Here is a 24,093-nt window from a genome sequence, read left to right on the forward strand (position 1 = left end):
GCTACAGGTTACCGAGCCGGTCCCGGAGCTTGGCGAACATGCCGCCGCTGGCAGCGAGCTTGCCCTCGGTGATCTGTTCACCACGGAGCTTGGCCAGTTGGCGCAGGAGGTCCTCCTGCGCGGGGTCGAGCTTGGCCGGGGTGTCCACCTGGAGGTGGACCTTCAGGTCGCCGCGGCCGTAGCCCCTCAGGTGGGTGACGCCGAGGCCGCGCAGGGTGATGATCTCCCCCGACTGGGTACCGGGCTTGACGTCGATCTCCTGCGTGCCGTCGAAGGTTTCCAGGCTGACATCCGTGCCCAGGGCGGCTGCCGTCATGGGGATGTGCAGGGTGGCGTGCAGGTCGTCGCCCTCCCGCACGTAGGTGGCGTCATTGTTGACGCGGATCTCCACGTACAGGTCGCCGGCCGGACCGCCCGCGGGGCCGGCCTCGCCCTGGCCGGAGAGCTGGATCCGGGTTCCGGTGGCCACACCGGCAGGGACCTTGATGGTCAGCGACCGGCGGCTGCGGATACGGCCCTGGCCGCTGCACTCGTTGCAGGGATCCTTGATGACGGTGCCGAAACCTTCGCAGGTGCCGCAGGGGGCGGCCGTCATGACCTGGCCGAGGATGGAGCGGACGGCCCGCTGGACCTGTCCGCTGCCGCCGCAGATGTCGCAGCGTTCCGGATGGGTGCCGGGGCGGCAACAGGATCCGTCACAGGTGGGGCAGACCACGGCGGTGTCCACTTCGAGTTTCTTGTTCACGCCGAACACGGCGTCGCGGAGGTCGATCCGTACGCTGATCAGGGCATCCTGGCCGCGGCGGACACGGGAAGCCGGACCGGACGTGCCGCCGGCGCCGAAGAAGGTGTCGAAAATATCCTGGAACGCGAAGCCCTGGCCCGCGTAGCCTGCGCCGCCGAAACCGTTGTCGGTGCCGTTCTCATTGCCGGTGGTGTCGTAGATCCGGCGCTTCTGGGGGTCCGAAAGCACCTCGTAGGCGTGAGTTACTGCCTTGAACCGTTCCGATGCGTCCGCACCGGGGTTTACGTCCGGGTGAAGGGTGCGGGCCAGCTTGCGGTAGGCCTTTTTGATTTCTTCACCCGTCGCTTCGGGTGAGACTCCAAGGACGTCATAGTGGCTGCTCAAAGTTCGTATCTCTTCCTTGTTGTACTGCGTTCAGTTGGGCGGCCCAGCTCTTGCTTTCCGGCCGAAGCGCGCTCCGGCGGCCAAGAGTCAGGGCCCCAAAATCCTGGAAAGGTAGCGCGCCACTGCCCTGACGGCGGCCATGGTGGTGGGGTAATCCATCCGGGTGGGCCCGAGGATGCCTACTTTCGCCGAGCTGTCCGGACCGTAGGCAGTGGCCACCACGGAGGCCTCGGCAAGGCCGTCGTACGGGTTCTCCCGTCCGATGCTGACAGCGACGCCGCGGTGGTCCTGGGCCATTTCGCTCAACAGCCGCAGCATCACCACCTGTTCCTCCAGCGCCTCGAGCACCGGGCCGATGCTGAGGGGGAAGTCGACGTTGGACCTGGCCAGATTGGCGGTGCCGGCCATGACCATCCGGTCCTCCCGGCTGTTTTGCGCCAGGCCCTCCAGTCCGAGCGCCAATGCGTGTGCCGCCTGCCGCTGCGGGTGCGGGGTGGCGGCGACGACGGCGGGCAGCGCCTGGGCCAGTTGGCGCAGCGGTGTTCCGCCCAGTGCACCGAGGAACCGGGTGCGCAGTTCGGCCAGTGCGTCGTCGCCAAGGTCCTGCCCGACGTCGATCACCCGCTGCTCCACCTTGCCGCTGTTGGCGATCAGGACGACGAGGACCTTGCGCGGGGCGAGCAGGACGAATTCGATGTGCCGGACCAGTGCCCTGCTCAGGTGCGGATACTGCACCACGGCAACCTGGTTGGTCAGCTGCGACAGCAGCCGGACGGTCCTCTCCAGCACGTCGTCGAGGTCGTCCGCGCCTTCGAGCAGGGACTGGATGGCGCGGCGTTCGGCGGCCGAGAGCGGCTTGACAGCCGAGATTTGGTCCACAAAGAGCCGGTAGCCCTTGTCCGTGGGAATCCGGCCGGCACTGGTGTGCGGGGCGGTGATCAGCCCCTCGTCCTCCAGTGCGGCCATGTCATTGCGGATGGTGGCGCTGGAAACACCAAGATGATGCCGCTCCACCAGGGCCTTGGACCCAACCGGCTCGCGGGAGTGGACGTAGTCCTCCACGATGGCCCGCAGTACTTCCAGCTTGCGTGGCTCGCTCACTCTCCACCTCCATCCATGGTTCGGGGCGCATGCCCCTCCCGATGCAACCCAGGGTTAGCACTCGACATGCCTAAGTGCTAACAGTCTATTATGCCTCGGCCCGTTGTTAGCATTGGTACCGCTCCGGGCGAAATTGCGGAGTTGAACACTAGCGCTAGGCGGATCAAATCCATGGATTACCGGAACTGGGGCCCACGCGGCATATCCGCTCCCGCCCGGACGGAACTGCCTGAGGTCCCCGTGGAGCGCGGCATGGTGCTCGAGGAAGTGCAGTCGGGCTGGGTGGGTGCCGTGACCCGGGTGGAGAAATCCGGCGGCATGCATGTGGTGGCGCTGGAGGACCGCAGGGGAAAATCGCGTTCCTTCCGCCTTGGGTTCGGCTTCCTCCTGGAGGGCCGGCCGATCCGGCTGATGCCACCCGCCCCCCGGCCGGCCGCTGCCGGTCCCGCGGCGGGCAGGACGGCCTCGGGGTCCGTTCGGGTCGCCGGACAACGCGCCCAGGTGGCCAAGGCCAGCCGGATCTGGGTGGAAGGCAAGCACGACGCCGAACTGGTGGAAAAGGTCTGGGGAGACGACCTCCGGGTGGAGGGCATCGTCGTCGAGCCCCTGCACGGCATTGACGACCTTGCCGCAGCCGTCGCGGACTTCAGGCCGGGGCCTGGCCGCCGTCTTGGCGTCCTGGTGGACCACCTGGTTCCTGACTCCAAGGAGTCCCGCATCGCGGATGCCGTCATGGCCTCCCCGGGCGCCGCAGGCAACGTCCTGATCGTCGGTCACCCCTACGTGGACGTCTGGCAGGCGATCCGGCCCGCTGTCCTTGGCATCGACAAATGGCCGGCCGTGCCCCGCGGGCAGGACTGGAAGACGGGGATCCTGAAAGCCTTCGGCTGGCCCCACGCCACCAAGGAAGATGTCGGCCTGGGATGGCAGAAGCTGCTGGGCGCCGTGCGCACGTACGCGGACCTCGAAGCGTCGCTGCTGGGCAGGGTCGAGGAAGTCATCGATTTCCTGACCGTGCCGTGAAGGGCGGACGGCGTCCCGGGAACCAGTATTCTTGGTAGTGCGGTTCCTTGTTTCCTGAGGCACTGCGCACCGCGCCGGAATTGTAGTCAGCACCACTTGCACCTTCGAAGGAACAGACTGTGGCAGAAAACGCACGTGATCACAGGGACGGCCAGGGCCGTTCCGAGTACCATGGCGTCCCCGCCAACGCCCTGCCGCTTACGGCCAGCGAAGACCGCCAGTGGGCGACGCTGGCGCACTTCGGCGGGATCCTGGGGTGCGTCCCCTCGCTGCTGATCTACTTGATCTTCCGTGACCGCGGGCCATTTACCGCCCAGGAATCCAAGGAAGCGCTGAACTTCAGCCTGCCGCCCACCATCGCCGCGGTGCTGGCCAACATCCTGGTGTTCGTCCCCTACGTCGGGAACATCTTCGCGGTCATTGCCACGCTGATCTGGGTGGCGCTCACGTGCTTCTCCGTCGCGGCAGGGATCCACGTCAACCGGGGCCAGCCGCACCGCTACCAGTACAACCTGCGCTGGATCAAGTAAGGGCAACTGCCCGCGGGCCGGCTCTAGTCCGGCAGGATGCGGCGGACTACTGCGTCTGCCAAGAGCCTGCCCTTGAGGGTCAGGACCAGGCGTCCGCGGAATGCGGCAGCAGGATCAACCAGGCCGGCTGCGATCAGTCCAGCCACCTCGTGGCGTCCCCCGGCACTCAGCGTTGAGACATCCAGTCCCGACTGGAGGCGGGCCTCCAGCATGACCCGCTCCAGGTTCCTTGTTTCCGCGTCCAGGGTTTCCCTGCCGGCGGCGGGCGAAAGCCCCTGCGACAGCCGGTTCGCGTAAGCGGACGGGTGCTTGACGTTCCACCAGCGGACCCCGCCCATGTGTGAGTGCGCGCCCGGGCCGATGCCCCACCAGTCGTCACCCCGCCAGTATGCGAGGTTGTGGCGGCAGGCCTGCTCCGGAGTCCGCGCCCAGTTGCTGACCTCGTACCAGCCAAGTCCGGCTTCGGTGATCAGCTGGTCGGCGAGCTCGTACTTGTCGGCGTGGTCGTCGTCGTCGATTCCCGGGACTTCGCCGCGGCGCATCTGCGCGGCCAGCTTGGTGCCCTCCTCAACGATCAGCGCGTAGGCGCTGATGTGGTCCGGCCCGTAGGAAAGCGCCGTTTCGAGGGAGTGCCGCCAGTCGGCCAGCGACTCCCCCGGCGTCCCGTAAATCAGGTCCAGGCTGACAGCCAGTCCTGCCTCGCGCGCCCACTGCACCACCTGCGGCACCCGGCTGGGCGTATGGGTCCGGTCCAGCACCTTGAGCACGTGCGGAACCGCGGACTGCATCCCAAAGGACACCCTGGTGAACCCGGCGTCCTTGAGGACGGCAAGGGACTCCGGCGTGACGGAATCGGGGTTGGCTTCGGTGGTGACCTCGGCGCCGTCGTCAATGCCCCATTGGTCAATGGCGGCCCGGAGGATCAGGGCGAGGTCATCGGCCGGCAGCAGCGTGGGCGTGCCGCCGCCAAAGAAGACGGTGCTGAGCTTCCGGTCCGGCAGCCCTGAACGTGACAGCACAGCAGCCGCCAGCGACACCTCGGACACGGCGGTCTGGGCGTATGCGTCCTGGGACGCTCCGCCGCCAAGTTCCGTGGCGGTGTAGGTGTTGAAGTCGCAGTAGCCGCAGCGCACAGCGCAGAACGGGATGTGGACGTACAACCCGAAAGCCCGGGCCGCCGCACCGTCCGCTGCCTGGGCAGGCAGCAGACCGTCCGACGGCGCCGGGTCGCCGAGGGGAAGAACGCTGGGCATCAGCGGGTCCCCCGCTGTGCGGTGGTCACTTCTTCTTGGCCTTGTCCTTCGATTCGTCGGTGGTCAGGGCGGCGATGAACGCTTCCTGCGGCACCTCCACTGTGCCCACCATCTTCATGCGCTTCTTGCCTTCTTTTGCTTCTCCAGCAGCTTGCGCTTCCGCGAGATGTCACCGCCGTAGCACTTGGCCAGCACGTCCTTGCGGATGGCGCGGATGCTTTCGCGGGCGATGATCCTGGAACCGATCGCGGCCTGGATGGGCACTTCGAACTGCTGGCGGGGAATCAGTTCGCGCAGCTTGCCGGTCATCATCACGCCGTAGGCGTACGCCTTGTCCCGGTGCGTGATGGCGCTGAACGCGTCCACCTGTTCGCCCTGGAGCATGATGTCCACCTTCACCAGGTCGGCGGCCTGCTCGCCGTCGGCCTTCCAGTCCAGCGAGCCGTAGCCCCGGGTCTTGGATTTCAGGATGTCGAAGAAGTCGAAGACGATTTCCGCCAACGGCAGGCGGTAGCGGATTTCCACCCGGTCCTCGGAAAGGTAGTCCATGCCGCCCATGACGCCGCGGCGGGACTGGCACAGTTCCATGATGGCGCCGACAAATTCGTTGGGGGCCAGGATGGTGGCGGAGACCATGGGCTCGCGTACCTCGGCGATCTTCCCGGTGGGGTACTCGCTGGGGTTGGTCACCCGGACCACCTTCTTGTCCTCCAGGGTCACCTCGTATTCCACGTTCGGTGCGGTGGAGATGAGGTCGAGGTTGTATTCGCGCTCCAGGCGTTCGCGGGTGATCTCGAGGTGCAGGAGACCCAGGAAGCCCACGCGGAACCCGAAGCCGAGGGCAGCCGAGGTTTCCGGTTCGTAAACCAGCGCGGCGTCGTTGAGCATGAGCTTTTCGAGGGCGTCGCGGAGTACCGGATAGTCGGCGCCGTCCAGCGGATACAGGCCGGAGAACACCATGGGCTTGGCATCGGCGTAGCCGGGGAGGGACTCCGCCGCCGGCTTGGCCAGGTTGGTGACGGTATCGCCCACCTTCGACTGCCGGACGTCCTTCACGCCTGTGATCAGGTAGCCCACTTCACCGACGCCGAGCCCCTTGGACGGTGTGGGTTCCGGGGAGCTGACACCGATTTCCAGAAGCTCGTGCGAGGCCCTGGTGGACATCATCTGGATGCGCTCACGCGGATGGAGCATGCCATCCATCACACGCACGTAGGTGACCACGCCGCGGTAGGTGTCGTAGACCGAGTCGAAGATCATGGCACGGGCCGGGGCATCGGGGTTGCCCTTCGGCGCCGGCAGGTCGCGGACGATCTTGTCCAGGAGGGCCTCGACGCCGACGCCGGTCTTGCCGGATACGCGCAGGACGTCCTCGGGATCGCCGCCGATGAGGCTGGCCAGCTCGGCGGCGTACTTTTCAGGCTGCGCCGCCGGAAGGTCGATCTTGTTCAGCACCGGGATGATGGTGAGGTTGTTCTCCATGGCCAGGTACAGGTTGGCCAGCGTCTGGGCCTCAATGCCCTGCGCCGCGTCCACCAGCAGGATGGCGCCTTCGCAGGCCGCGAGTGACCGGGATACCTCGTAGGTGAAGTCCACGTGGCCGGGCGTGTCGATCATGTTCAGCGCGTAGCTGACGCCGTCCACCTCCCAGGGCATGCGGACGGCCTGGGACTTGATGGTGATGCCACGTTCCCGCTCGATGTCCATCCGGTCCAGGTACTGGGCCTTCATGTCACGCGCCTGGACCACACCGGTGGACTGCAGCATGCGGTCAGCCAGCGTGGACTTGCCGTGGTCGATATGCGCGATGATGCAAAAGTTCCGAATGATTGCCGGATCTGTCGCGGCGGGCACCGGTGCGGTGCGGGCCATGGGAGACACGCAGGGTCCTTACTGTTGGCTTTTCAGCAGCCACCCGCCGGGCAACGCCATAGGCGCCTGCGGAACAGCTGCACGTCTTGAACATCCAGTGTCCCACGTCCGGGACGCACGGACCGCATCCGGGCAGGGCGCCGCCCGGCAGTTCCATGCCGAACCACCGCCGATAGGCTTTTCGCATGGTCATTGATCTCCGCTCCCTGGGAAACGCCGTCCGCCGCGGCCTGCGCATGCTGCAGAAACGGCGGCCCGCCCCGCCGGCCCCGGGCCCCGGCCGGGACCGCCGGGCGGGGGCCATGCCTCAGGCTCCCGGCGGAGGTCCTGCCGGGTCCGGGTATCCCGGTGATTACCGCGGGCGGTCCGCCGTCCGGTATGCACCGCAGCCGGACGGCGACCCGGATCCGGGCGAGGTGGTGTGGGCCTGGGTCCCTTACGAGGAGGACCACGGCAAGGGGAAGGACCGGCCGGTGCTGCTGGTGGGGCATAACGGCCCGTTCCTCCTGGGACTGATGCTGACCAGCAGGGACAGGGTGCCTGCCGGTTCAACGTCCGGCGACTACGTGGACCTCGGTTCCGGGGACTGGGACAAGCAGGGCAGGCCCAGTGAAGTGCGCCTGGACCGTATCCTGCAGATCCGCCCTGACAGCATCCGGCGGGAGGGCGCCGTGCTGGACGCGGCGCGGTTTGAGAAAGTTGCGGCCGGGCTGCGCCGGCGACACGGCTGGACCTGACCAACCCAAATGGCCAGTGCCGCCGCTGACCTGCTATTCTTTATTGCTGTGTGTCCGTGCAGGTCGACGGTCACTGATGGCTGGCCGCCATAGGTATCCCCACGCCGCTCAGTCAAGGCCAGCCTGAAAGCCCTCTAGACCATTTCCGCATTACAAAGAGAGTTCACACGTGGCGAATATCAAGTCCCAGAAGAAGCGCATCCTGACCAACGAGAAGGCACGCCTGCGCAACAACGCAGTCAAGTCTGAGCTGAAGACGGCCATCCGCGCCGTCAACACCGCCGTTGAGTCCTCTGACAAGGAAGCTGCTACTACTGCGCTCGTTACTGCCAGCCGTAAGCTGGACAAGGCTGTCAGCAAGGGTGTTCTGCACAAGAACAACGCAGCGAACCGCAAGTCGGCGATCTCCAAGAAGGTCAACGCACTCTAAGGTTTCCAGTTCCCACGAACTGATGGTGTGGCCGGTACCGCAAGGTACCGGCCACACGCTTTAATCGTTGCGGCCTACCTGCCCTGGACGGACATGGCAATCACCGTCACAGCGTGTTCGACGGCGTAGACGGGGTCCCGGGACAAGCCCTTGACCTGCGCATCAGCCTCCGCCGTGGCCTGGATGGACCGGACCAGGCCTTCCGGGGTCCAGCGCCGGACGTCCCGCTGTGCCTGCTCCACGAGCCAGGGCTGCATCCCGAGTTCCGCCGCGATCTGCGCGGGCGATCCGGAGGCGCCGGCCACCCGTGCGACAGTTCTTAGCTTCGAGGCGAGGGCTGCCACCAGCGGAACCGGGTCAGCACCGGTGGCAAGGGCGTGGCGCAGCGTCGACAGCGCCACGGGGGCGTTTCCTGCCATTGCGGCGTCGGCGACCTTGAACGCGGTGGCCTCGATCCGTCCGCCGTAGTACTTGTCCACGGTCTCAGTAGTGACGGTGCTCCCTGCGTCGGCAATCAGTTGCGAGCACGCCGCGGCGAGTTCCGAAAGGTCGGCCCCCACGGCATTCACCAGCGCCTGGACGGCGTCCTGGTTGATCCGCCGCCCGGCCGCCTTGAACTCCGCCATGACGAACGAGACCTTGTCCGCATCCTTCTTCAGTGGCTGGCAGTCAACGACCGGCCAGCCACCCTTCTTTAACGGCGTCGAGGAGCTTTTTGCCGCGTGCTCCCCGGCGTGCCGGAGCACGACGACGGCGTCCTGTTCCGGGTGCTGCAGGTAGGCAAGGGCATCCGCCAGGAAGGCGTCGTTCATCCCTTCCACGGCCTCCACTTCAATGAGCTTGCTCTCACCGAACAGTGAAGGGCTCACCTGCATGGTCAGGGTGCCGGCGTCATAGCCGGCGGCGTTGATGCGGCTCAATTCGACGTCCGGCGCGGCCGCCCTGACCTGTGAGCGGATCCTGTCCATGGCCCTGATGCCCAGGTACTCTTCCGGGCCGCTTACCAGCACGATCGAGGCCGGGGCTACGTCCCGCCAGGAGGCTGTGTTCGACGCCGGGGAGCGTGTTGCCCGCTTTTGCGCGACGGCCATCCAAGGTCCCTTCCGGAGGTTTTATTGCAGTATCCCAGCCTGCCACGTCTGCGCCCGCGGTCCAAGCTGCCCTTGCGGCGGATGTGCTGCAGCCGCAGCTCCATCAGCCCGATCAGTGCCACCGTGACGGCGTGCGCTTTCCGGACCTGGCAGGCGAACCGCAGGGGCCGGACCACTGCCCACACGGCCGCCAGGGTAACGGTGGACAACAGCACCATCGACAGCAGCCCGGGCACTCCCTCAGGCCAGGGCAGGGCGGAGCCGGGCAGCTGCGCCGTGAACCTGGCGGTGGCGGCGATGCCGGCGCTGAACGTTCCAGCCACAGCGATCAGAAACGTGGCGGCCCACGGAAGCAGGACCACCAGCGGCACCGCTGCCGTTCCCAGCAGGGTCACCGGCGCCACCAGGGGTGACACCACGACATTGGCCAGCAGCGAATAGGTGGCGAACCGGGGCTGCAGGAGGACGATGACGGGCCCGCACAACAGCTGTGCGGACAGCGGAACCGCAACGGCGGCGGCGATCCACCGGGGCACCGCTGCGGGAATCCAGGCGACGATCCGCCGCCCCAGGAGAATGATCCCCAGCGTGGCAAGGACGGACAGCAGGAATCCGAAACTGGTGCCAAGGGCAGGCTCGGCCAGTAGAAGGCCGATGACGGCGAGGCACAGGAAGCTCAGTCCGCGCCCTGGGCGTCCGCCCGCGAGGGCGGCCACCCCGATGGCACCCATGAGAGCGGCCCGCAGGACGCTGGCGTCCGGTCCCACCAGGACTATGAAGAGGGCCAGGCCGCAAAGTGCTCCAGCCGCAGCGGGAGCACGCGGCAGCCGGCACCGGCGGCACAGGAGCAGCAAGGCCCCCAGCACCAGGCTGCAGTTTGCCCCGCTGACCGCCGTTAGGTGGGTCATGCCCACAGCCTTCATGGCGTTGTCCAGTCCCTCGTCCAGTGCGCTGGTGTCTCCGGTGACCATTCCCGGAAGGAGTCCGCGGGCATCGGGTGACAGGAAAACCGCGGCGGAAACGAAGCGCGCCCGAAGCTCCTTCGCTGCCCCCTCCAGCAGCGAGCCTCCCATGGCCTTGCCGGGGGCGGTGGAGGCGGCCAGGGTTCCCGCGTCCTGGTCCCCGGCTCCGCCGGCCGCAGCTTTCCTGCTGCGCGCAGGGTCTGCCCCGGAACCACCCCGCCCCAGCCTTGCCCGCCCATGATGGTGAGCCGCGCCCGTGTCCGCACCAGCATGCCGCCGGTGGTCACTTCCTGCGTCCACACCGGAACTGCCCAGCGTCCCGCCGACCCGCCCGGTCCTGCCATGGCCCTTGGGTTTCCGGCCACCTCCACAATGGCGACGACGGACTTGCCGGCAGTGACCGCGTCGGCGAGGGGACCCTCGAACCGTTGGCTTGACGACGTTGCAGCGTGGGCTGCGGCGGCAGCGGCCAGCATCAGGGAGACGCCCAGGGCGGCGGGAAAGCTGCGTCCGGTGGCGCGGGGCGGCCCGGCCCGTTCCTGGTGGCCGACGGCGGGACGCGCAGTTCGTGCCGTGCGATGCCTGGCCGCGCGGGCCAGGAGGAGGCCGCCAAGTGCCGCCAGTGCGGAGCACAGTGCTGCAAGCTCCGCAGGCGGCAGCCAGAGCCCGGCCACTGAGGCGGTCCATACCAATAATGCCGGAAGGGCAAGGCGGAGGTCCGTGCGGCGTCGTGGTTCCGCGGGACTGGTATCAGCGTTTTCCTGGGCCTTGCCGCCATCGGCCACCCGCTGGCGCACGTGGTGCACGGCGCGCGTCCAGTGCCCCTGCAGCGGCCGGTGCCCGGTGGCCGGCAAGCAGGGGGTCCGTGGGTGGGCCGGTGTCGAAGGCGGAGAAGGGGTCCCGGAGGCTTCCGTTGCGCCTGGAGGCGTCGGAGCCTGTGGTTCCAGGCCGGGGCCATTCACCGCGGATTCGATGAAGCGGTGCCAGGGACTGCGCCGTTGCTTTCCGCCGCCGGGATCGGGCGCATTCCATCCCTGACCCTTGTCCCGGCCTCCCCTTCCTGAATTCGCTCCCACGGCCGTCCCTAGACCGTCACCAGCGGGAGCAAGGCCTCAAGCATCTTTGGTCCCACGCCGTCGACGGCGTCCAGTTCTTCCGCGCTCTTGAAGGGGCCGTGTTCCTTCCGCCAGTCCACGATCCGCTGGGCCAGGACCGGCCCGACTTTTGGCAGCGTGTCCAGCGTGGCAGCGTCCGCGGTGTTGAGGTTGACCTTTCCGCCGGTCTGGCCGGGTACCGTCCCCTGCTGCGCAGTGCCTGAACCAGCACCCATTGACCCAGTGCCGTCCGGACCTGCGGCACCGGCCGCGGAGGCCTGGGGTTCCCCTTGCCGCGGAACGTGGATTTTCTGGCCGTCCTCCACCACGAGGGCAAGGTTGAGCCGGTTGACGTCGGCGTCCGGAGTCGCACCGCCCGCCGCAGCGATGGCGTCGTCAACGCGGCTGCTGTGCGGCAGCCGGATAACACCGGGTCTGGCCACGGCGCCAACAACGTGCACCACCACCGTCCCCGCTGACGCGGAGCCGCCCTGCCCGCTGCCGGAATCCGGTGGGGCTGGGGCCCCGCCCTGGACGGAACCACTGTCACCGGCCGCTGCTGATGCGCCGCCGGAACCGGTGCCGCCCAACGGCAGGACCTGGGGCGCGGCCGCCCCGGCCTGCCACCAAAACCAGGCTCCCGCGGCCACGGCCAGAACAGCCAGCAGCACGGCGACGCGCAGCCCCACCCGCCACCGGAGCGAAGGCGCCACACCGGAACCAGCTCCGGAGCCACTGCCGGGTTTGTCTCCGCCCGCGTCACCGGAACCCCGGTACTCAAAACCGTCAGGGCCGGCCCCGTCCTGCAGGAGCCCGGAAGGTCCCTCCCCCAGGGTGGCATGGAGCCTCGCCCTCACATGGCGCGCCTGCTGACCTGCTGCTCCAGCATCCCGGCGTGACATAGCTCCACCCTAGGAACACGGTCCGCCGACCGGCAGCCGGCAAAGAGGCTATGTGGAAAGGTGCGCTTCGGCGCCCGGTCCGCCGTCCGTCCCCCCATCGGCGGCCGTCCTGCCCACGATGACCGCAAGGACGCCGAGGCCCGCATGGGCAGCGAGGACTGCCGGGAGGGAACTGATCTGGGCGGGCGGGCATTCGGGAAGTGCCGCTTCCAGCCGCGCGGCCAGGCTCTCCGCCTCTTCGGAGTTCCCGAAATGATGGACGGCCAGGCGCACGGCCTCTCCCGGACGCGCCGCCGCTTCGGCCACCACGATTTCCTCAAGGCGCGCCACGGCCCTGGCACCTGACCGCACCTTCTCCAGCGGGACGATCCTGCCGCCGTCGACCGCAAGGATAGGTTTGATGGCAAACATGGTGCCCAGCAGCGAGGCCGCGGCGCCGATCCGTCCGCCCCGCCGCAGTTGTTCCAGGCTGGGGACGTAGAAGAAGACCTTGGTGCGGGCTGCCTGGGCCGCTGCCGCGGCAGCAACCCCGGCATGGTCGGCGCCGGCGGCGGCTGCCTCCACGGCAGCCTGCACGGCCATCCCCTGTGCCATGCCCACGGTTCGGGTATCCACCACCTCCACGGGGATCCCCACCTTTGCCGCAGCAAGCCGGGCCGCGTCGGCAGTGCCGGAAAGTTCCCCGGAGATATGGACGGAAACGACCGCCTGGAATCCCCGGAGTTCGGCCGCGCGGTACGCCTGCTCAAATTGGCCCGGTGACGGCCTGGATGTTTTGACCTGCGTTCCGGAGGCCAGCGCCACGGCGATGGTCTCGAGGATGTCGTCTTCACCCTCGCCGTAGATTTCCCGGCCCACCATGACGGGCATGGGTGTCACGGTCAGGATGCCGTCCCGCGGCAGCCTGCCTGCATAGTCCGCAGGCAGGGCGGCAGCGGAATCAGTGACGACGGCTGTGCGCACCTCAGCGCTCCCGGCCGCCCGCCGCGTCCCCGGACGCGCCCCGGGACGGAGGCCTGACAGCCGTGCACGGACCCATGGCCAGGCAGCGGCATTACTGTCGGGCAAGGGGCCTCCTGGAGACGGTGTCCGGATCAGTCAGCACCGGCCGCCGGAAAACTTCCGGCGGCCGGTGCGTGCTGCAGGGTGCAGCGCTTATGCCGGGACGATGTTGACCAGCTTAGGCGCACGGACGATGACTGTCCTGATGCCGCGGCCGTCAAGGGCGCGCTGGACGTTGTCGGACGCCAGGGCCAGCTCGCGGAGCTGATCCTCGGAGACGTCCGGGGACACCTCAAGCCGGTCACGGACCTTGCCCTGCACCTGGACAACGGCGGTGACCGTGTCCTGGACCAGGAGCGCGGGATCGTGGGCGGGCCAGCCTGCGTTGGCCACCGACGCCGGGTGGCCCAGCAGGTTCCACATGTCCTCGGCGGTGTATGGCGCGAAGAGGCTGAGGATCACGGCGACGGCTTCAGCGGCTTCGCGGACCGCCGGATCCGCCGCCCCTGCGCCGGAGTCAATGGCCTTGCGGGTGGCGTTGACCAGCTCCATCAGCTTGGCCACCACCACGTTGAACTTGTTGGCGTCCAGCAGTTCAGCGGCGTCCGCGATGGTGCGGTGCGTTACCGACCGCAGCGCGCGGTCGCCGGTGGTGGCGTCCACGCCGGGCCCGCTGGCCACGTCCTGCGCCAGGCGCCAGGCGCGGGCCAGGAATTTCGCCGAGCCCGACGGCGAAACATCGGCCCAGTCGACGTCGTCCTCCGGCGGGGAGGCGAAGATCATGGTCAGCCGGACCGCGTCCACGCCGTACTTGTCGAGCTGCTCGCCGAGGTCCACGCCGTTGCCCAGCGACTTGCTCATGGCTTTGCCGCCGTTGAGTACCTGGCCCTGGTTCAGCAGGGCGCTGAAGGGTTCGTCGGCGTCGATCATGCCCAGGTCGTGGATGACCTTGGTGAAGAAGCGGGCGTACAGCAGGTGGAGGATGGCGTGCTCCACACCGCCGACGTACTGGCCCACGGGCATCCAGTCGTTGATCTTCTCCGGATCGAAGGGGCCCCCGGTGTAGTGCGGGGAGACGAAGCGCAGGAAGTACCAGGAGGAGTCGACGAACGTGTCCATGGTGTCGGTGTCCCGCTTGGCAGGGCCGTGGCAGGTGGGGCATTCGACGTTGACCCAGGACTCGGCCGCGGCCAGCGGCGAGGTGCCCTTCGGGGCCAGGTCCTCGCCGCGGAGGTCCGAGGGAAGGGTCACGGGCAGCTGCTCATCGGGAACGGGGACTTCGCCGCAGGACGGGCAGTGGATGATGGGGATGGGGGTGCCCCAGAACCGCTGCCGGCTCAGGAGCCAGTCGCGGAGCCGGAAGTTCACGAACTTCTCGCCGGTGCCCTGCCGCTCCAGGATGGTGATGGCCGCCGGGATGGCCTCGGCCTTGGGCAGTCCGTCGAGCTCGCCGGAGTTGATCAGGGTGCCCTCCCCGAGGTGGCGGTGCCCGAGACGGCGGGATCCTCTTCGCCGGTGTCCAGGACGGCGCGGACCGGCAGGTTGAACGCGCGGGCGAAGTCGAGGTCCCGCTGGTCATGCGCGGGCACGGCCATGATGGCGCCCGTGCCGTAGTCGGCCAGGACGTAGTCGGCAGCCCAGACCGGCAGTTTTTCGCCGTTCAGCGGGTTGATGGCGTAGCGGCCGGTGAAGACACCGGTCTTTTCGCGCTCGGTGGACTGGCGTTCGATCTCGGAGAGCGCCTTGACCCGTTCACGGTATTCGTCCAGGGCAGCTGCGTGGTCGTCCGTGACAAGTTCGACGGCGAGCGGCGCGTCGGCAGCCACAACGAAGAAGATTGCCCCGTACAGGGTGTCCGGGCGGGTGGTGAAGACCGTGACCTCCTTGGCGGGCTTGCCGCCGTCGGCCTCGATCACGAAGTTGACGTGGGCACCCTCGGACCGGCCGATCCAGTTCTTCTGCATGGCCAGGACGCGCTCGGGCCAGTGGCCGCGCAGCTCGTCCATGTCATCCAGCAGGCGGTCCGCGTAGTCGGTGATCTTGAAGTACCACTGGTTGAGCGACTTCTTGGTCACGGTGGTGCCGCAGCGCTCGCAGGCGCCGTTGACCACCTGCTCGTTGGCCAGGACGGTCTGGTCCTTGGGGCACCAGTTGACCGGGGAGTTCTTCCGGTAGGCCAGCCCGCGCTCGTAGAAGCGCTTGAACAGCCACTGGGTCCAGCGGTAGTACTCGGGGTCGGAGGTGTGGAGGCGGCGCGACCAGTCGGCGGAGATGGCGTACCGCTTGAAGGACGCTGCCTGGGTGTCGATGTTGGCGTAGGTCCACTCGCTGGGGTGGGCGTTGCGCTTGATGGCAGCGTTCTCCGCGGGCAGGCCGAAGGAGTCCCAGCCGATGGGGTGCAGGACGTCGTACCCCTTCTGGCGCAGGTAGCGGGCCACGACGTCACCCATGGCGAACGCTTCGGCGTGGCCCATGTGCAGGTCACCGGACGGGTACGGGAACATGTCAAGCACGTAGCGGCGCTCCCGGGACCCGTCATCCACCGGGGTGAAGACCTTGAGGTCCTCCCACACCTGGGGCCATTTGGCCTCCATGGCGGTGAAACTGTAGGTGCCCTCCTCAGGCTCCGCCGATACTGTTGTTGCTGTTCCGGTCTCTGTCTCCGGCTGAACGCCCACTGCTGCCCTCTTCTGTTCTGTTACGGCATCGGTGCTGCCATAACGGCCTGATCCTCCTGCTGCCGGCCCGGCGCCATACCCCGGACACACAAAAGCCCCTCGCCAAGGGAGGGGCTGCCGCTCAGCTATCCGATATCCGGAGCCGGCGGCTAACTAAGCAGAAGGATCGCACGCATGGCTCTACTTTAGCGCACCCCCAGTGTAAACAAGTGCCGGATTACCGCCCAGCCGATGAGGGCACACGCCGGAGCCCGCATCCCCCTAAAGCCACCACCCCCGAATTGGGTGCTCCCCCTACTGCCGGAGCCGCAAAGTTGAGGGGCTAAGTACTCTTGCCAAGTTATGCTCTGCGGTCCACAGTGATGGCAAGTCTGCGGGGTACTGAACGGTCTCAGGTCGAGGAGCCCGAAATGTGTTCTTGGCGTAGATTTCCCGCACGACAACTGGCGGACAGCAGCTTCGCCCCCGCAAAAGTAAAGGTCCGCACCGAAGCTCCCGGGTTGTGGGCCAGGCAATCACCGTGGTACTGGTCATGACCGCCATAATTCGCTGGGCTGTCCAGTTCCGGTTGTTGGTCCTGGCATTGGCTGCGGGAATTCTCGCTTTTGGGTTATCAAGTTTGCCGGGCATGTCCGTTGATGCCTATCCGGAATTCGCCCCGCCGCAGGTGGAGATCCAGACGGAGGCCCTGGGGCTCTCGGCCGCCGAGGTGGAACAGCTCGTCACCTCCCCGATGGAGGCCGACCTGCTGAACGGCGTTGCCTGGGTGGAGGCGATCCGATCCAAGTCCCTCCCCGGGCTGTCCTCGATCCAGATGGTCTTCAAGCCGGGGACTGACCTTTTCCGGGCACGCCAGCTGGTCTCTGAGCGCCTTACCCAGGCCCGCGCACTGCCGAACGTGTCAGCAGCGCCGGTCCTCATGCAGCCGCTCTCATCCACCAGCCGGGTGATGATGATCAAGCTCACGTCAAAGGACATGTCGGCCATCGACATGTCTGTCCTGGCCCGCTGGACGATGAAGCCAGGCCTCCTGGCGGTGCCTGGTGTCGCCAACGTGGCCATCTGGGGCCAACGGGATCAGCAACTGCAGGTCCTGGTGGATCCGGGTCAGCTTGCAGCCAAAGGCGTCACGCTGGACGATGTCATCAAGACCACCGGCAACTCAGTATGGGTATCACCGCTGAGCTACCTGGAGGCCTCCACCCCGGGAACGGGCGGCTTCTTCGAGACCGGACACCAGCGGATCGGCGTCCAGCACGTCCTGCCAATCACCACTCCCCAGGACCTGGGTCAGGTTCCATTGGACAGTCCGGCGGGGAACCTCCTCCTGAAGGACGTCGCCACGGTTCAAACGGACCACCAGCCACTGATCGGCGATGCCCTCCTGAGCAAGGAAACCGAGCTCCTCCTGGTGATCGAGAAATTCCCCGAGACCAACACCATGGACGTGACGCGGGGCGTGGACGAGGCACTGCGCGCACTCCAGCCGGGCCTGCCCGGGGTACAGGTGGACACCACCGTTTACCGACAGGCGTCCTTCATCGAGGAGGAAGTCGGCGTAATCGGCGTCGGCCTGCTCATCACATTGCTGGTCATCGTCGCGATGTTCTGGGCGTTCTTCCGGTCATGGCGTGCCGCTGTCATCAGCCTGGTCACCATCCCGGTGGCACTCACCGCGGCGGCCCTTGTCCTGTACTGGCGCGGGGTCGGGATGAACTCCATGGTGTTCGCGGGCATGGTGCTCGCCCTCGCGGTTATCGTGGGCGACGTCGCCGAGGACCTCAGTGGGGTGGTGGCGGCGAACCTTTCCGCCAGGAAACGCGGGGACGCGCTGCACGATACCCAGCGGGGCTCGGGCCTGATTCCGGAGGCCCTTCGCTCGGTTCGTACTCCGATTCTCTACTCGCTGTTGATCATGGCGCTGGCCACGATGCCGGCATTCTTCTTCACAGGTGAGAATGGAGCCCTTTTCGGTCCACTTGTCCTGGCCTACCTGCTTGCCCTGGCAGTCTCGATGATCGTGGCGCTGGCCGTCACAGCCGCGCTGGTGTTCGTCCTCCCCGGAGCGTTGAACGCGCCGCGGGAACGCCGGTCGCTGAAGCGGCTCGAGGTGGGCTACGGCCGGCTCCTGGTCCGCCTGAGGGGAGGGGCTAAATGGATGTTCGCTGCTTCCGCCGTTGTGGCGCTGGCGGGGCTGGCCTTGATGCCCCAGCTGGCAGCCGGCCACCCCGTGGTGCCGGTAATGGCGGACAAGACCCTGGTGGTGCACTGGAGCGCGATCGCTGGTACCTCGGACCAGGAAATGAGCCGGATCACGGAGGCGGCGGCGGGCGAGCTGCGCGGCGTGCCCGGCGTGGCCAATGTGGGAGGCCACGTTGGCCGGGCCATCACCTCCGACCAGGTCGGTGACGTAAGTTCGGGTGAACTTTGGGTCAGCGTGGCACACGATGCGTCCTTCAGGGATACTGCTGCCGCCGTCAAGCAGGTCATTGCCGGCTACCCCGGGCTGACCAGCAAGGTATCGACCTATCCCCAGGAGCGCCTCGACGCGATCCGGGACGCTGCGGACAGCGGATTCGCCGTCCGGGTCTACGGCCTGGACCCCGCGATCCTGCGGCAGAAGGCGTCGGAGGTGCAGCAGATTCTGGAACACACCGCCGGCATTGCGAACGCCCATGTTGACGTTCCCCCGAGCAGCCCATTGCCGAGGTCACGGTTGACCTTGCCAAGGCGCAGAAGGCCGGCGTCGCCCCCGGGGATGTTCGACGCGCTGCGGCCGCCTTGGTGCAAGGTATCGAAGTGGGCAACCTCTACGAACAGCAGAAGGTCTTCTCGGTCATCGTCAAGGGGGTCCCGTCCACGCGGAACAGCCTGGACAGCGTTCGTGACCTGATCATCGACACCCCCAGCGGCGGGCATGCCCGCCTGGGCGACGTCGCCCAGGTCAATATGGTCGGAAACGAGTCCGTCATACTTCACGATGACACCTATCGCCGCCTTGACGTGAAAGCCGACATCCAGGGCCGGCCCCTGAGCGACATCCAAAACGACATTAATGCGGGCCTCCAAAAGATGCAGTTCCCGATGTCGTACCACGCCGAAATCCTCACGCAGTATGCCCAGCAGCAAAGCAACATCCAGTGGCTCTGGTTGCTCGCAGCGATTGCCGCGGCGGGCATCCTGGTTCTTCTGCAGACTGCTGCCGGAAGCTGGCGGCTCGCCGTCCCGCTCGCCCTGTGCCTGGTCCTTTCGCTCTCCGGAGGCGTGCTTGCCGCCCTGGTTACCGGGGCGGTAAATTCCCTGGTCGCACTGGTGGCGTTCGCCGTCGTGCTGGGGATCGCGGCCCGGGGCACCCTGCTGATGGCGGAACGCGTCCGGACACTACAGGCCCGGGGCGGTGAAATGCCGATGCCTGGCCTGGTGGTCCATGCGGCGAGGGACAGGCTGGGTCCGACGTTGATGTCGGCCGGGATGACGGCACTTGCACTTGTGCCCCTCGTCCTGTTCGGCGGTGTGGCAGGAACGGAAATCATTCAACCGCTTGCCGTGATCATCTGGGGCGGCCTGCTGACCTCCACCCTGTCCACCCTGTTTGTGGTACCCGCCGTACTGCTCGCCTTCGCGCCGAAGGCACCAGCACACAGCGCCGGCCACGCCATCTATGAACCTACTGAAAACCAGGTTGTGTGATGAAATCAATTCCAGCAGGGCCTGCCAGGAAGCACGCAGCCCTCATTATCGCGGCGTTCCTGTCACTCCTGGTTGCAGGGTGCGCACAAGTGTCCGAAGCGGCGTCAGCCAACGACCCGGCGGCTATTGCCACGGTGCCGGGAACGGACCTTCACCGCATCACGCTCACCGATCACGCTGTCCAACGCCTCGGGCTTACCACCGTCCAGGTGGCGACGGACCCCCAGACCGGGAAGCTCACCGTCTCCTATGCGGCCATTCTGTATGACAGCACCGGCAAGACCTGGGTGTACACCAACCCCGAGCCCCTGGTTTACGTCCGCGCGCCAATCACCGTCGAACGCATCAACGCCGATGTTGCGCAGTTGGGCGACGGGCCGCCTCCCGGCACAACGGTGGTGACCACGGGCGCTGAGGAGCTTTTTGGCGCGGAATTCGACACGGCCCAGTGACATGCGCTGGATAATCGGGGTCAGCCTCAGGTTTAGGACGATCGTCGTCGCCATCGCGTGTGCGGTCATGCTGCTCGGATCCCTGCAGCTGGGTGCCGCGTCCGTGGACGTCTTTCCCGAATTCGCCCCACCCCGGGTCGAAATCCAGACCGCGTGCCTTGGCCTGACTGCCCAGGAAGTCGAAGAGCTGGTCAGCGTTCCCATCGAGGCAGCGGTAGGCGGCATGCCGGGACTGGACGAGCTGCGGTCCAAATCCGTTGCGCAGCTGTCTTCGATCGTGTTGCTCTTCCATCCGGGCACCGACCTGCTCAACGCCCGCCAGCAGGTCTCGGAACGCATGGCGTCCGTGACGGCGGCGCTGCCGACCTGGGCGGCCCCGCCGGTCATGCTGCAGCCGCTGTCCGCCACGAGCCGCGTGATGAAGATAGGAATGACGTCATCTGAGCACTCGCTCATTGAGATGTCCATGCTGTCCTACTGGACCATCCGGGCCCGCCTCCTGCGGGTTCCCGGTGTGGCCAACGTGGCAATTTGGGGGGAACGGCTCCAGATGCTGCAGGTGCAGGTGGAACCCGACAAGCTCAAAGCCCAGGACGTTTCCCTCAACCAGGTCATGGAAGTTACCGCCGGCGCCCTCGACGCAGGCCTGCTTAGGTACTCGCCCGGAAGGTTCATCGGCACCGGGGGCTTTATTGACAGCCCCAACCAGAGAATGGGGGTTCGGCACGTCCAGCCGATAAAGACTCCCGCCGACCTGGCCCAGGTGACGATCCGTGAAAAGGACGGCGTGCCCCTCCACCTTGGCGACGTAGCCCAAGTAGTGGAAGACCACCAGCCACTCATCGGTGACGCCGTCATCAATAGCGGCCATGGGCTCATGCTCATTGTCGAGAAACTGCCCTGGGGCAACACCCTGGACGTGACCAAGGGCGTTGAGGAGGCCCTGCATGAGTTGCAGCCCGGCTTGAGTGGAATCAGCTTCGACACCACCATCTTCCGCCCGGCAAGCTTTGTGGAGGAATCCATCTCCAACCTCAGCCTGGCCCTGCTGCTCGGCTGCCTGCTCGTCGTCCTGATCCTGGGCGCTTTCCTCTTCCAATGGCGGACAGCCCTCATCAGCCTCATCGCGATTCCGCTGTCCTTGCTCACAGCTGCCCTGGTCCTGTATTTCACCGCCAGTTCGATCAACACGATGGTCCTTGCGGGGCTGGTCATTGCGGTCGGTGTCGTGGTCGATGACGCCATCATCGACGTCGAAAACATCATGCGGCGGCTGCGGCAGCACCGCGCCCGGGGCAGCGGCGAATCCACGTCCTCGGTGGTGTTGAAAGCCTCGCTCGAAATGCGGAGCCCCATCGTCTATGCCACCCTGATCATTGTGGTGGCGGCAGTACCCATCTTCTTCCTGGATGGACTGACGGGCGTCTTCTTCCGGCCGCTGGCAATCACCTACACGCTGGCAGTACTCGCCTCAATGCTGGTGGCGCTGACGGTCACTCCGGCCCTGGCACTGATCCTCCTCGGTAACGCCAAACTGGAGGAGCGTGACGCTCCCCTCGTCCGCGTGCTCAAGCGCGGCTACCACGCGGTCCTTTCAGGCATGATGAAGCGGCCCCGCTACGGCTACGCGGGATTTGGAGTCGTCGCCCTGGCAGGTTTGGCGATAGCACCCCTCCTGGGCTCATCCCTGTTCCCCACTTTCAAGGAACGGGACTTCCTGATGCACTGGGTCTCACAGCCGGGAACGTCAGCCGCGGAGGAATATCGGATCTCCCAGCGCGGCTGCGAGGAGTTCCTCAAAGTGCCCGGCGTCCTGAATTGCGGTACACACATTGGTCAGGCCTTCACCGCCGACGAGATTGTTGGCGTCAACGCGGGCGAGCACTGGATCAGCATTGACCGTCACGCCAACTACGACGAGACGCTCGCCGCCGTGCAGGACGTTGTCAACGGGTATCCCGGCCTGCACCGGGACGTCCAGACCTACCTGAAGGAACGGATCGAAGAGGTCCTCACGGGAGCCAGTGAGCCGATCCTCGTCCGCGTTTACGGGGATGACCTCAACGTGCTGCGTGAACAGGCCCAACGGGTCAAAGACATCCTGGACGGCATCCACGGCACCCAGGACGCCCATGTCTCCCTTGAGGTTGAGGTTCCGCAGATCTCGGTCACGGTCAACCTGGCCCAGGCACAGAAATACGGACTGAAACCTGGCGATGTGAGACGTGCGGCAGCCACGCTCGTGGCTGGCGAGGAGGTAGGCGACGTCTTCCGCGACGGACGTGCCTACGACGTCCACGTCTGGAGCACTCCCGCCACCCGGTCCAGCGTTACCAGCATCGAAGACCTGCCGATCGACACGCCCACCGGCCAGCGGGTCCGCCTCGCTGATCTGGCCACCGTGGCCCTTCAGCCGGTGCCGAACCAGATTGACCGTACCAACGGATCGCGCCGCGTTGAAGTTGGATCGTTCCTGGCATCGGGCGCAGACCTCGGCAACGTCGCCCGCGAGCTGCAGCAACGCCTTGACACCCTGGACCTGCCGGCCGGTTACAGCGTGCAGCTGCTAGGCGAATACACCGAACGTGAGGCGGCCACGAACCGCCTGATGATTTTCGCCGCCGCTGCCCTCGTCCTGATCCTCCTGCTCCTCCAAACATCATTCCGGAGCTGGCGGCTCGCCGTACTGTCCCTTCTGACCCTGCCGATCGCCTTGGTGGGCGGGGTTTTCGCCGCTTTCATGTCCGGCGGGATCCTTTCCCTGGGCTCGGTTGTGGGCTTCCTGACGGTGATGGGTATCGCTGCGCGCAACGGCATTTTGCTCATCAGCCACTGCCAGCATCTGGAAAGGGACGAGGGTGAGACCTTTGGCCGTGACCTGGTGCTGCGCGGGGCAGCCGAGCGGCTGTCCCCGATCCTCATGACCACCCTGGCAACCGGATTGGCCCTGGTGCCCCTGGTGGTCATGGGGAATGTCCCGGGCCACGAAATCGAACACCCCATGGCAGTGGTCATCCTGGGCGGCCTCGTCACGTCCACCCTGCTGAACCTCTTCATTGTGCCGTCGCTGTACCTCCGCTTCGCCAAGCGGCGCCCGGCCCGCGGCACTCGCCGCCCCAACCCGGAACCAGCCCCCGCTGGATAGCGGCAGGGTGCACAAAACCCACTCACAACGAAAGGCCGGCCATGTTCCATCGACAAAAGCGATTCACCGCATACGGTTCCACGCTCATGCTTGTCCTGGCGACGCTCACCGTGACGTCCGCCGCCACCGCGGCCGCGGCACAACAACCACCGGAGCTCTGCGGTCCCGGCTCTGCGATCAACTTCGACCCTTCTGATTTCCAGACAAAACCGCATATCGACAACAAATGGTTCCCGCTCAAGCCGGGCATGCAATTCACAACCACTGGGGAGGTGTCCTCTTCGGACGGCGTCCACGCGCACAGCGTGGTCAGCACCGTGACAGGGCTGACGAAAGTGATTGACGGCATCACCACGCAGGTGGTGTGGGACCGCGATTATGACAACGGCGAACTGGTCGAATCCGAGCTGGCGTTCTTCGCGCAGAGCACCAGCGGCGCCGTCTGGCTGTTCGGCGAATACCCCGAGGAATACGAAAACGGCAAGTTGGCCGGCGCACCAAGCACCTTCATCAGCGGCATCGCGAAGGCGCAGGCCGGTATCGCAATGAAGGCCACGCCCCGGACAGATACTCCTCCGTATGTGCAGGCGTACGCACCGAAGGTGGATTTCCTTGACTGCGGGCAGGTCTTCAAGCAGGACCAGCACGTTTGTGTTCCTACGGGCTGCTACAACGACGTGCTGGTGATCGATGAATTCAACCCCTGGAACCACCTGACGCCGGGCATCAGCGAAAGTTCTATTCAGCCGGAACCGGGCTGGTGAAGGTCACTGCAGTGGGCGGTTCCGACCAGGAATTCATGGATCTGGTGAAAGTGCGGCAGCTGGACGCCCGGCACTTCGCCCGCGTCAATGAGGAGGCCCTGGAGCAGGACGCGAGGGGCTACGAGGTCAGCAGGAGCGTTTACGCGAAGACACCGCGGGCCCAACTCTGCGATTGAGCCTCGGAACCGGACATCTCCTGACCGGAGCCCGTGAACAGGGAGGGCGGCACCAATGCCGC

General features: G+C 66.4%; 17 protein-coding genes and 3 pseudogenes. 10 read left to right on the forward strand and 10 right to left on the reverse strand.

All coding sequences use genetic code 11. The features are described 5' to 3' along the window. Nucleotide 1: 1 nt before the first annotated feature. Both dnaJ and hrcA read right to left on the reverse strand, forming a co-directional pair. Nucleotides 2-1,129: a molecular chaperone DnaJ gene (gene dnaJ / locus OUO20_RS07220; protein WP_056390413.1), complete on the reverse strand. Its 1,128-nt coding sequence runs from the start codon at nucleotides 1,127-1,129 to the stop codon at nucleotides 2-4. Nucleotides 1,130-1,216: 87 nt separating this feature from the next. Beyond that, entirely contained in the window at nucleotides 1,217-2,230 is a 1,014-nt protein-coding gene (hrcA, locus tag OUO20_RS07225) for a heat-inducible transcriptional repressor HrcA (protein ID WP_018769276.1), read from the reverse strand. Between the two features lie 171 nt (nucleotides 2,231-2,401). Between hrcA and OUO20_RS07230 the strand changes: the two genes are divergently transcribed. Further along, nucleotides 2,402-3,253: a DUF3097 domain-containing protein gene (locus tag OUO20_RS07230; RefSeq protein ID WP_056390420.1), complete on the forward strand. Its 852-nt coding sequence runs from the start codon at nucleotides 2,402-2,404 to the stop codon at nucleotides 3,251-3,253. A gap of 119 nt (nucleotides 3,254-3,372) precedes the next feature. Beyond that, nucleotides 3,373-3,783 (forward strand): DUF4870 domain-containing protein, encoded by a 411-nt coding sequence (locus OUO20_RS07235; RefSeq protein ID WP_018769278.1) that lies wholly within the window; start codon nucleotides 3,373-3,375, stop codon nucleotides 3,781-3,783. A 23-nt stretch (nucleotides 3,784-3,806) separates the two neighbouring features. On the opposite strand, the gene hemW is transcribed toward OUO20_RS07235, so the two are convergent. Further along, entirely contained in the window at nucleotides 3,807-5,036 is a 1,230-nt protein-coding gene (gene hemW, locus OUO20_RS07240; protein WP_018769279.1) for a radical SAM family heme chaperone HemW, read from the reverse strand. Between the two features lie 25 nt (nucleotides 5,037-5,061). Beyond that, nucleotides 5,062-6,917, reverse strand: a pseudogene (gene lepA / locus OUO20_RS07245) (translation elongation factor 4). A 176-nt stretch (nucleotides 6,918-7,093) separates the two neighbouring features. Here lepA and OUO20_RS07250 point away from each other — a divergent pair. Further along, the gene (locus OUO20_RS07250) at nucleotides 7,094-7,645 is read left to right on the forward strand and encodes a type II toxin-antitoxin system PemK/MazF family toxin (protein WP_056390423.1); all 552 of its coding nucleotides are present in this window, start codon (nucleotides 7,094-7,096) and stop codon (nucleotides 7,643-7,645) included. A gap of 169 nt (nucleotides 7,646-7,814) precedes the next feature. Then, nucleotides 7,815-8,075, forward strand: a complete 261-nt coding sequence (gene rpsT / locus OUO20_RS07255) for a 30S ribosomal protein S20 (protein ID WP_018769282.1) — start codon at nucleotides 7,815-7,817, stop codon at nucleotides 8,073-8,075. A 74-nt stretch (nucleotides 8,076-8,149) separates the two neighbouring features. Here rpsT and holA read toward each other — a convergent pair whose 3' ends face one another. From holA to leuS, 6 genes and pseudogenes are all read right to left on the reverse strand, one after another. Then, entirely contained in the window at nucleotides 8,150-9,166 is a 1,017-nt protein-coding gene (gene holA, locus OUO20_RS07260) for a DNA polymerase III subunit delta (RefSeq protein ID WP_268003160.1), read from the reverse strand. Next, nucleotides 9,100-10,137: a ComEC/Rec2 family competence protein gene (locus tag OUO20_RS07265; protein ID WP_268003161.1), complete on the reverse strand. Its 1,038-nt coding sequence runs from the start codon at nucleotides 10,135-10,137 to the stop codon at nucleotides 9,100-9,102. Before OUO20_RS07265 ends, holA begins: the two co-directional genes overlap by 67 nt. After that, nucleotides 10,086-10,982, reverse strand: a complete 897-nt coding sequence (locus OUO20_RS07270; RefSeq protein WP_268003162.1) for a hypothetical protein — start codon at nucleotides 10,980-10,982, stop codon at nucleotides 10,086-10,088. Before OUO20_RS07270 ends, OUO20_RS07265 begins: the two co-directional genes overlap by 52 nt. 230 nt (nucleotides 10,983-11,212) lie before the next feature. After that, nucleotides 11,213-12,124 carry a ComEA family DNA-binding protein gene (locus OUO20_RS07275; RefSeq protein ID WP_056390430.1) on the reverse strand — a complete coding sequence of 304 codons (912 nt, stop codon included), beginning with the start codon at nucleotides 12,122-12,124 and terminating at the stop codon, nucleotides 11,213-11,215. A gap of 48 nt (nucleotides 12,125-12,172) precedes the next feature. Then, nucleotides 12,173-13,192, reverse strand: coding sequence for a DegV family protein (locus OUO20_RS07280; protein ID WP_026265768.1), 1,020 nt, complete (start codon nucleotides 13,190-13,192; stop codon nucleotides 12,173-12,175). A gap of 87 nt (nucleotides 13,193-13,279) precedes the next feature. Further along, nucleotides 13,280-15,804: pseudogene (leuS, locus tag OUO20_RS07285) on the reverse strand (leucine--tRNA ligase). Between the two features lie 532 nt (nucleotides 15,805-16,336). On the opposite strand from leuS, the pseudogene OUO20_RS07290 reads away from it, so the two are divergent. The 6 genes and pseudogenes from OUO20_RS07290 to OUO20_RS07315 all read left to right on the forward strand — a co-directional run. Beyond that, nucleotides 16,337-18,433 (forward strand): annotated as a pseudogene (locus tag OUO20_RS07290) (efflux RND transporter permease subunit); the annotation flags it as partial. 71 nt (nucleotides 18,434-18,504) lie between these two features. Continuing rightward, a complete protein-coding gene (locus OUO20_RS07295) occupies nucleotides 18,505-19,494 on the forward strand; it encodes an efflux RND transporter permease subunit (RefSeq protein WP_268003402.1) in 990 nt (329 codons plus the stop codon). Next, nucleotides 19,494-19,946, forward strand: a complete 453-nt coding sequence (locus OUO20_RS07300; RefSeq protein ID WP_018769288.1) for a hypothetical protein — start codon at nucleotides 19,494-19,496, stop codon at nucleotides 19,944-19,946. Before OUO20_RS07295 ends, OUO20_RS07300 begins: the two co-directional genes overlap by 1 nt. A 1-nt stretch (nucleotide 19,947) precedes the next feature. Continuing rightward, nucleotides 19,948-23,091, forward strand: coding sequence for an efflux RND transporter permease subunit (locus OUO20_RS07305; protein WP_026265769.1), 3,144 nt, complete (start codon nucleotides 19,948-19,950; stop codon nucleotides 23,089-23,091). A gap of 86 nt (nucleotides 23,092-23,177) precedes the next feature. Continuing rightward, entirely contained in the window at nucleotides 23,178-23,855 is a 678-nt protein-coding gene (locus OUO20_RS07310; protein ID WP_268003163.1) for a hypothetical protein, read from the forward strand. Further along, nucleotides 23,852-24,031 carry a hypothetical protein gene (locus OUO20_RS07315; protein ID WP_268003164.1) on the forward strand — a complete coding sequence of 60 codons (180 nt, stop codon included), beginning with the start codon at nucleotides 23,852-23,854 and terminating at the stop codon, nucleotides 24,029-24,031. Before OUO20_RS07310 ends, OUO20_RS07315 begins: the two co-directional genes overlap by 4 nt. Nucleotides 24,032-24,093 lie beyond the last annotated feature (62 nt).

The organism is Arthrobacter sp. FX8, from assembly GCF_026723805.1.
Classification (GTDB): domain Bacteria; phylum Actinomycetota; class Actinomycetes; order Actinomycetales; family Micrococcaceae; genus Arthrobacter.

Excerpts from the sequence above, each read along its gene's own strand:
- OUO20_RS07230 (WP_056390420.1), top strand. The coding sequence starts at position 2,402 with ATGGATTACCGGAACTGGGGCCCACGCGGCATATCCGCTCCCGCCCGG.
- OUO20_RS07300 (WP_018769288.1), top strand. The coding sequence starts at position 19,494 with ATGAAATCAATTCCAGCAGGGCCTGCCAGGAAGCACGCAGCCCTCATT.
- OUO20_RS07310 (WP_268003163.1), top strand. The coding sequence starts at position 23,178 with ATGCTTGTCCTGGCGACGCTCACCGTGACGTCCGCCGCCACCGCGGCC.
- OUO20_RS07250 (WP_056390423.1), top strand. The coding sequence starts at position 7,094 with ATGGTCATTGATCTCCGCTCCCTGGGAAACGCCGTCCGCCGCGGCCTG.
- OUO20_RS07275 (WP_056390430.1), bottom strand. The coding sequence starts at position 12,124 with ATGTCACGCCGGGATGCTGGAGCAGCAGGTCAGCAGGCGCGCCATGTG.
- OUO20_RS07265 (WP_268003161.1), bottom strand. The coding sequence starts at position 10,137 with ATGGTCACCGGAGACACCAGCGCACTGGACGAGGGACTGGACAACGCC.
- hemW (WP_018769279.1), bottom strand. The coding sequence starts at position 5,036 with ATGCCCAGCGTTCTTCCCCTCGGCGACCCGGCGCCGTCGGACGGTCTG.
- holA (WP_268003160.1), bottom strand. The coding sequence starts at position 9,166 with ATGGCCGTCGCGCAAAAGCGGGCAACACGCTCCCCGGCGTCGAACACA.
- OUO20_RS07305 (WP_026265769.1), top strand. The coding sequence starts at position 19,948 with ATGCGCTGGATAATCGGGGTCAGCCTCAGGTTTAGGACGATCGTCGTC.